We start from the raw sequence: 8,560 nt of genomic DNA, 5'->3' as shown, positions 1-8,560 counted from the left end.
GGGTCGTTCTCGACGCGGATGTGAAGTTCGCCAGGTTCGTACGCCACCTCGACGCCGACCCGTGCGCCCGGAGCGTGCTGGAGCGCGTTGCTCAGCGCCTCCTGCACGATCCGGTACGCCGACAGCTCCACCCCCGGCGGGAGCGGCCTGCGTTCGCCGTCGACGCGCATGGTCACCGGCGTGCCTGCCGCCCGCAGCCGGCCCACCAGCTCCCCCAGCCGGTCAAGGGTCGGCTGCGGGCTCGCCTCGTCCGTGCCGTTCCTGAGCAGGTCGAGAATGCGGTGGAGCTCGGTGAGCGCCTCCACCGCGCTCGACCGGATGGTGGCGAAGCTCCTCGCCAGCTCCGGGGGAGGATCGGTCACACGGTAGGGGGCCGCCTCGGCCTGCACCGCGACGACCGACATGTGATGGGCCACCACGTCGTGCAGCTCCCTCGCGATCCTGGCGCGCTCTTCCAGGAGAGCGGAGCGGGTCTGCTCCGCCAGTGCCTTCTGATCCGCCAGGGCCACCCGGCGCAACGCCTCACGATGCCCGCCGAGCGCGCCCACGGTGATCAGCACCATGCCCGACAACAACGACATGTCCATCAGGCTCACCAGCGCCTGCTCGCCCGGCAGCCCCGCCCACAGGACGACCCCGGCCGCCAGCGTGCCGAGCCACATCTCGACCAGCAGCACACGCCCCGCCCCGAACCCCACCAGGCCCAGCACGGACACATGCGCGCCCAGCACGGGCGCGGGCCACACCATCCCGTCCAGCTGGGCATGGGACGTCACGGCGGCCGCCACGGCCGCGACCAGCGACAACCACCACGCCGCCCTGGGCCGGAAGCGGGACACCACCAGCGCGATCGCCGTCGCCAGCCCCAGGGTGCCCGCCGTCACGTTGCGCACGCCGTAGTCGTCGAGCAGGGTGTGCCAGACGATCGCGGCCAGCACCACCCCCAGAGCGCCCACCAGCGGCAGGGTCACCGCCGAGCGGAGCGGCAGGGCGAGCCCCGCGCCTTCCGCGTCGAACGCCAGGACCCACCGCGCACCATGTCTCACCCGGTCACTCACCCGATCTCCCTGCCTCGCGCGTCAACCCCTCTCCGATCAGTCTGTGTCAAGCGCGTACGTCGTGCCGGATGGAAATCGACCGGTCACGGGGAAATCCATTCGTGAATGCGCTGACTATTCGGATGACAACTGAGACGTTGAGTTTGTCAAAGGACCGCGCGTGGGCAAGGATAGTGCAGAGACCCATCCAACGAAGGGGCAGCGATGAAACGACGCCCGGTCATGGTGAAGGTGGAAGAGACCCGGCTGCGGGTCGGTGCGGTGACAGCGTCCAACTCCACGGGAAACTGAGGCACGCGGCGTTTCACTGCGAAACCGCGGAAACTCGACGGGAGCGCCGGCTGTTCCAAGCAGCGCCGCACGGCGACGAAATTCATCACCACATTTGCCGTTGTGGAGACCGGGGCAGCCTGCCTCCTTTCCGGTGTTCAGCCACGCCACCGCCCACTACAACGCCCGCTCCAGCCAGTGCCGCACCGGGACGAAGTTTCTCGGCCGCATGAGCACGTCACCGGGACGCTCATGGAAGGTAGTCGTGGCGTGACCGACGGCCTCGGCCGACGACCGGGCGATGAACGCGACGCAGTGCGGCATCGGCCCGCGTGGCGGGCCGGACCCGAACGGTGGGCGTGGTGACCGATGCCAGGTGATCTCCTGGCGGAGCAGGCGGGGGTGTCGGGGGGGTCGGGGACCGGCGCGCGAGCCAGGAACCGAACACCCTCGCGACCGCCCCTGCCGCGGGACGGACGACGATGTGGAGCCTCAGGTCAGAGGTGACGTCATCCGACGCCGCCGCCGAAGCTGATCTCATTGCCCTCCGCGTCCCGGTAGGTCACCTTGGTCACGCCACCGTCGTACGTCCCACGCCTCGCAGGCTCGATGCCCCGCTGCGTGATCTCGGCGACCCGGCCGCCCAGGTCGTCGACGAACGACAACACCAGAGCATTCCCCGCCCGATCCGGGTCTTGCACGATGTAGATGTAACGGTTCGCGGCCACCTCCCAGACTGCCTCGATGTCGTTCGGCAGGAAGGAGGGAGGCCCGCCGAAGAGCTGCTCGTACCACGGCAACGCCGCGGCGTAGTCGGAGACGGGGATGCCGGCGAAAAGGTCCTGCGCCATGTCGTCCTCCACACGCATGATCGATGTGTCACCGATACTGACCACGGCGGCGTCGAGAACTCATCGGCTCCCCGGTGCGCCCGCGCCCTGCCCTGGAGTTACGCGTCCCAGGTGACCGGGAGGCTCTTGACCCCGTAGATGTCCGCGACCTCCGGGCGCAGGGCGACCTCTTCGGCCGGGACGGCCAGGCGGAGGGTGGGGAAGCGGTTGAGCAGCGCGGCGAAGGCGACGCGCATTTCGACGCGGGCGAGTTGCTGGCCCAGGCACTGGTGGATGCCGTGGCTGAAGGCCAGGTGGCCGCCGTCCTGCCGGTGGATGTCGAGTGTGTGGGGGTCGGGGAAGCGTTCGGGGTCGCGGTTGGCGGTGTTGAGGGCCAGGATGACCGTGGTCCCGGCCTTGACGGTGTGGCCGCCCAGTTCGACGTCCTCCAGCGCGACCCGGGAGAACTGCTTGGCGATGCTCAGGTAGCGCAGCAGCTCTTCCACGGCCTGGTCGGTGAGGGTGGGGTCGGCGCGCAGCGCGGCGAGCTGTGCCGGGTTCTGCAGGAGGGCGAAGGTGCCCAGGGCGAGCATGTTGGCGGTGGTGTCGAACCCGGCCGACAGCAGGATCAGGGCCATGCCCTGTAGTTCCTCGTCGGTCAGGTCGCTGTCGAGCAGGTCGCTGAGCACGTCGTCGGTGGGGTTGGCGCGCTTGGCGGCCACCAGCTGCGCCAGATACTGCTGGGTCGCGATGTAGGCGGCGATCAGTTCCTCGTCGCTCGTCTCACCGCCGAGGAACGTGTCGATGTTCTCCTGGAAGAAGTTCCGGTCCTCGTACGGCACGCCCAGCAGCTCGCAGATCACGATGGCGGGGATGGGCTTGGCGAACGCGGTCACCAGGTCCGCCGACGGGCCGGCCTTCTCCATGGCGTCCAGGTGCCCGGCGGTGATCTGCTCGACGCGCTCGGTGAGCAGCCGCATCCGGCGGACGGTGAACTTGCCGACCAGCGGTTTGCGGTAGCGGCTGTGCCGCGGCTCGTCCATGAGCAGGAACTCGCCGGGCGGCGCCGGGGGGACCTCGATGTCGCCGTAGTCGATGATCGGATGGTGGCGCATGAGCTCCTTGCGGGAGCTGAAGCGGGGGTCGGCCAGGACCGACCGGGCCAGGTCGTAGCCGGTGACCAGCCAGCCCTGGTGCCCGTCGGGGAAGGAGAGGCGGCTGATCGGGCTCTGCTCGCGGGCCTCGATCAGCTCCTTGGGCGGGTCGAAGGGGCAGCCGGGCCGACGCTCGGTCGGCATCGTCGTGACGGTGTGGGGGGATTCAGTCATGATCTTTCCCTGTCTGGCGATGGGACGTGTCGTGTGGAACGCGAAGGGTGCGTGCAGGACGAGCCGAGCTCGGCCTACGCGGTCTAGGAGATCTTGCGGCGGTAGGTGTTCATGGCGAAGAGGTAGGCGACGATGAGGATGCCGACGCACCAGGCCAGGGCGATCCAGATGTCGGTGCCGACCGGCTGCTGGGTGAACAGGTCGCGGATGGTGTTGACGATGGAGGTCGCCGGCTGGTTCTCGGCGAAAAGGCGCACCGGGCCGGGCATGGTGTCGGTGGGCACGAAGGCCGAGCTGAGGAAGGGCAGGAAGATGAGCGGGTAGGAGAACGCGCTCGCGCCGTCCACGCTCTTCGCGGACAGACCGGGGATGACGGCGATCCAGGTCAACGCCAGGGTGAACAGGATCAGGATGCCGGCGACCGCGAGCCATTCCAGCACTCCCGCGCTCGAGCGGAAGCCCATGAGGAGGGCGACGAGCACCACGACCACGAGCGAGATCAGGTTGGCGACCAGCGAGGTCAGCACGTGCGCCCACAACACGGACGAGCGCGCGGTCGGCATGGACTGGAAGCGTTCGAAGATCCCGCCCTGCATGTCCATGAACAGCCGGTACGCGGTGTAGGCGATGCCCGAGGCGATGGTGATGAGCAGGATGCCGGGCAGCATGTAGTTCACATACGACGAGTCCGATCCGGTGTTGATCGCGCCGCCGAACACATAGACGAACATCAGCATCATCGCGATCGGCATGACCGCGGTCGTGATGATGGTGTCCGGGCTGCGGGTGATGTGGCGCAGGGACCGTCCGAGCAGGACGGCGGTGTCGCCGAAGAAATGCTTGTTCATCGTGGGTTTCCTTCAGGCTTTCGTGCCGACGAGCGTGAGGAAGACGTCCTCCAGGGTCGGCTGCTTTTCGACGTATTCGACCTCGGCGGGCGGGAGCAGCTGCTTGAGTTCGTCCAGGGTGCCGTTGACGATGATCCGGCCCTGGTGGAGGATCGCGATCCGGTCGGCGAGCTGTTCGGCCTCGTCCAGGTACTGCGTGGTGAGCAACACCGTCGTGCCGCCCTCGGCGAGCTCCTTGACGGCCTGCCACACCTCGATGCGTGCCTGGGGGTCGAGCCCGGTCGTCGGCTCGTCGAGGAAGACGACCGGCGGATTGCCGATCAGGCTCATCGCGATGTCGAGGCGGCGGCGCATGCCACCCGAGTACGTCGACACCTTCCGGGCGCCCGCGTCGGTCAGCGAGAACCGGGCGAGCAGGTCATCGGCGATCTTGCCCGGATTCTTGAGGTGCCGCAGGCGGGCGACCAACACGAGGTTCTCCCGGCCGCTGAGGATCTCGTCGACGGCGGCGAACTGCCCGGTGAGGCTGATCGACTCCCGTACGTCCGCGGCCTGCATGGCGACGTCGAAGCCGTTCACGCGGGCGGTGCCCGCGTCGGCCTTGAGCAGCGTTGCAAGAATCTTGACGGCGGTGGTCTTGCCCGCCCCGTTGGAGCCGAGCAGGGCGAAGATGCTGCCCCGCGCCACGGTGAAGTCCACGCCGCGCAGCACCTGCAGGTCCTTGTAGGATTTCTCGAGCCCTTGCACGTGGATCGCCGGGACTTGTTGTGTGGTCATCACGTGGTCCTGTCTTCTCTTCCGGGGTTCTCACCGGCGGCGCATTCGATTGCGGTGGTGAAGCGGTGCCGCTCCCGGGCTCTGTACTGGCCCAGCGGGTAGTTGGCCATGAACGTCTCGACGAACTCCACCGGGTCGTCGCCGAAGATGTCGCGGATCGGGGTGCCGTCGGCCGCGCTCTGTTCGAACAGGTCGGCCAGGTCGTGGAACATCGCCATGGCGCCGGCGCCGTCGGCCGGCCCGAATTGCATGAGGTAGCGCTCCAGCGCTTCGACCGCGATGCGGTAGTTGTCGGGGAGTTGCTTGACGCGCGCCTTGTAGCGCCGCCAGCGCTTCTTGTCGTCCAGGGATCCGGTGAGGAGTTCCAGGTACTGCAGGTAGCGGCTCTTGGGCTCGTTCGATCCTGTGGCCATGTCTAGTTACCTCCCTTGCGGAGCTGTTCGAGCCGTTCTGCGAGGAAGCTCCAGGTCCTCCAGAACTCCTCCAGGTACTCCCGCCCGTGGGCGTTGAGGGAGTACACCTTGCGTGGCGGCCCCTTTTCGGAGGGGACCTTGGTCACGTCGACCAGGCCGCGCCGCTCGAAGCGGACCAGCAGCGCGTAGATGGTGCCCTCGGCGATGTCGGCGAAGCCCTGATCCCGCAGCCGCGCCGTGATCTCGTAGCCGTAGGCGGGCCGGATGGACAGGATCGCCAGGACGATGCCCTCCAGCGTTCCCTTGAGCATCTCCGTGACGAGCTTGCCCATGGGACACCTCCCCTTCAGGTACTCGGTGACGCTAACTACCGGTACAACGTAACACTGACTACCAGTACTTAGCAACGCCGAATAGCGAAGGAAACCGCGGATCCGATCGCTGCTCGTCCACCATCGCCGGGCGCGCTGACACCGGGCCGTTTTCACGCTGACACGGCCGCCGACTCCGGGACCTTCACGAGATCGGCATCCGGACGGTCATGGTGAGACCTCCTCCCGGAGTCTCCTCGGGTTCCAGCGTGCCGCCCATGGCTTCGGTCAGCCCGCGCGAGAGCGCGAGGCCGAGCCCGACGCCGGTGCCGTTGTCGCGGTCGCCGAGCCGCTGGAAGGGCAGGAAGACCCGCTCGTAGTCCTCGGGCGGGATGCCGGGGCCGCGGTCGACGACGCGGATCTCAACCTCGTCGTCGTGCCGGCTGCCGTTGATCAGCACATCATGGCCGGGCGGGCTGTAGCGGACGGCGTTGGCCATGAGGTTGACCAGCACACGTTCCAGCAGGGCCGGGTCGGCCTGAATCTCGGGGAGGGCGAAGGGCACATTGCCTTCGATGCGGTCGCGCATCGGGCCGAGGTCGTCGATGGCGCGGGGGATGACTTCCTCCAGGGCGACGGGCTGCAGGGAAAGGCCGAGCACGCCGGCCTGCAGGCGGCTCATGTCGAGCAGGTTCTCCACCAGCCGGTCCAGTCGGTCGAGCGACTCGTCGGCGGTGGCCAGCAGCTCGTCGCGGTCCTCCGGCGTCCATATGACGTCGTGGCTGCGCAGGCTTTCGACGGCGGCCTTCGCGGCTGCCAGAGGGGTGCGCAGGTCGTGGCTGACGGCGGCGAGCAGCGCGGTGCGCATCTTGTCGGCTTCCGCCAGTGGCTTGGCCTGTTCGGCCTCGCGTTGCAGGCGTTCCTGGCGGAGGGCGACGGCCGCCTCGGCGGCGAAGGCCTCCAGTACGCGCCGGTCGCTGGCGTCCAGGAGCCGTCCACGGGCGGCGAGCACGAGACGGTCGTTGATCTGGACGTCGGTGTCGGCCATGGCGGGCTCGGTGCAGGGCTTGGCACCAGAAGTGGCGATGATCCGCCAGGCTCGGGGCTCGGCCTGGTCGTCCGGGGTGGGCTCGGCGAGGCGTTCGAGCAGGGTGACCGAGTCCAGGCCGAACGTCTCGCGCAACCGTCCCAACAGGGAGGGCAGAGCGGCCTCGCCGCGGAGCACGTGCCCGGCCAGCGTGGACAGCGCCTCGGCGTCGGCGCGGGCTCGCGCGGCCTCCCTGGTACGCCGCGCGGCCAGGTCGACAATCGTGCTGACCGCAGCCGCGACCAGCACGAACACCACCAGCGCGAGGAAATTCTCCGGATCGGCGATCGTCCACGTGTGCACGGGCGGAGTGAAGAACCAGTTGAGCAGCAGCGACCCGCCCACGGCCGCGACCATGGCCGGCCACATGCCGCCGATGAGGGCGACCCCGACGACCAGGCAGAGGAACAGCAGGATCTCGCTGGGCAGCGAGATCACGTCGCGGAACGGCAGCAGGGCGACGGTCAGCAGCGGCATGCCCGCCACCGCGACCGCCCAGCCGGACAACCGGCGCTTCTTGTTCAGCGCGGCTCCAGAGCGTTTAGGCCGCTTGCGGCCCTGTTTGGCCTCCTCGTGGGTGACCAGGTGCACGTCGATGGTGCCGGACCGGGCAGTGGTCTCCACTCCGACACCGCGTGAGAGAACCTGGGCGAACCTGCCGCGCCGCGAGGCGCCGAGCACGAGCTGGGTGGCGTTGACGCCGCGGGCGAAGTCGAGCAGCGCCTGAGGAATATCGTTCCCGACCACCTGGTGGTAGCTGCCGCCCATGCTCTCCACCAGGTTACGCTGGCGGGCCAGGTTGGCAGGGTCTCCGCCGGCCAGCCCGTCGGCGCTGGTGACGTGGACGGCCAGCACGTCGGCGCCCTTGGTGCGGGCAGCGATCCGGACGGCCCGCCGGACGAGCGTCTCGCCCTCGGGGCCGCCGGTCAGGGCGACGACGACGCGTTCGCGGGCCTCCCAGGTACCGGCGATGCCGTGGTCGGTGCGGTAGCGGTCGAGCTGGTCGTCCACCTTGCCCGCCACCCACAGCAGGGCCAGTTCCCGCAGCGCGGTGAGGTTGCCGACGCGGAAGTAGTTGGACAGCGCCGCGTCCACCTTCTCGGGCGCGTAGACATTTCCATGCGCCATGCGGCGGCGCAGCGCCTCCGGCGACATGTCCACCAGCTCGATCTGGGTGGCCCGCCGCACCACCTCGTCCGGGACGGTTTCGCGCTGCGGGATGCCAGTGATCTGTTCGACGACGTCGTTGACGGACTCGAGGTGCTGGATGTTGACCGTGGAGATGACGTTGATGCCGGCGTCGAGGATCTCGTCGATGTCCTGCCAGCGCTTGGCGTTCTTCGAGCCGGGCACGTTGGTGTGGGCCAGCTCGTCGATCAGCGCCACCTTGGGCGCCCGCTCGATGAGCGCATCCACGTCGAGCTCGGTGAAGGTGGCGCCGCGGTGGACGAGGATCCTGCGGGGGATGATCTCCATGCCCTCCAGGAGGGTGGCGGTGCGGGGGCGGCCGTGGGTCTCGACGAAACCCACGACCACGTCCCGGCCTCGTTCCAGGCCGCGCCGGCCCTCCCCGAGCATCGCGTACGTCTTGCCCACCCCGGGGGCCGCCCCGAGGTAGACCCGCAGCCGCCCCCGCAT

At 68.8% G+C, this 8,560-nt stretch carries 9 protein-coding genes; all 9 read right to left on the bottom strand.

Translation table 11 applies throughout. The features are described 5' to 3' along the window. On the bottom strand, positions 1-1,058 hold a 1,058-nt coding region (locus E1294_RS26145), incomplete at its 3' end, for a sensor histidine kinase (protein ID WP_132512527.1). 447 nt (positions 1,059-1,505) lie between these two features. Beyond that, on the bottom strand, positions 1,506-1,652 hold the full coding sequence (locus tag E1294_RS52925) for a hypothetical protein (protein ID WP_165977480.1): 147 nt from the start codon (positions 1,650-1,652) through the stop codon (positions 1,506-1,508). Positions 1,653-1,837: 185 nt separating this feature from the next. Further along, positions 1,838-2,179, bottom strand: a complete 342-nt coding sequence (locus tag E1294_RS26140) for a VOC family protein (RefSeq protein WP_132512525.1) — start codon at positions 2,177-2,179, stop codon at positions 1,838-1,840. A gap of 98 nt (positions 2,180-2,277) precedes the next feature. Next, positions 2,278-3,486 (bottom strand): cytochrome P450, encoded by a 1,209-nt coding sequence (locus tag E1294_RS26135; RefSeq protein ID WP_132512523.1) that lies wholly within the window; start codon positions 3,484-3,486, stop codon positions 2,278-2,280. 83 nt (positions 3,487-3,569) lie between these two features. Then, positions 3,570-4,334: an ABC transporter permease gene (locus tag E1294_RS26130; RefSeq protein WP_132512521.1), complete on the bottom strand. Its 765-nt coding sequence runs from the start codon at positions 4,332-4,334 to the stop codon at positions 3,570-3,572. A gap of 12 nt (positions 4,335-4,346) precedes the next feature. Beyond that, positions 4,347-5,111 carry an ABC transporter ATP-binding protein gene (locus E1294_RS26125; protein WP_132512519.1) on the bottom strand — a complete coding sequence of 255 codons (765 nt, stop codon included), beginning with the start codon at positions 5,109-5,111 and terminating at the stop codon, positions 4,347-4,349. Next, positions 5,111-5,524 carry a DUF1048 domain-containing protein gene (locus E1294_RS26120; RefSeq protein WP_132512517.1) on the bottom strand — a complete coding sequence of 138 codons (414 nt, stop codon included), beginning with the start codon at positions 5,522-5,524 and terminating at the stop codon, positions 5,111-5,113. The genes E1294_RS26125 and E1294_RS26120 overlap by 1 nt, the downstream gene beginning before the upstream one ends. A gap of 2 nt (positions 5,525-5,526) precedes the next feature. Continuing rightward, complete coding sequence (locus E1294_RS26115) at positions 5,527-5,856, bottom strand: PadR family transcriptional regulator (RefSeq protein WP_132512515.1); 330 nt, start codon at positions 5,854-5,856, stop codon at positions 5,527-5,529. A gap of 184 nt (positions 5,857-6,040) precedes the next feature. After that, the gene (locus E1294_RS26110; RefSeq protein WP_132512513.1) at positions 6,041-8,560 is read right to left on the bottom strand and encodes a sensor histidine kinase; all 2,520 of its coding nucleotides are present in this window, start codon (positions 8,558-8,560) and stop codon (positions 6,041-6,043) included.

This window comes from Nonomuraea diastatica, assembly GCF_004349015.1.
Classification (GTDB): Bacteria; Actinomycetota; Actinomycetes; order Streptosporangiales; family Streptosporangiaceae; genus Nonomuraea; species Nonomuraea diastatica.
The sequence above is the reverse complement of the archived record's forward strand: the minus strand, read 5'-3'. Positions and strand labels throughout refer to the sequence as shown.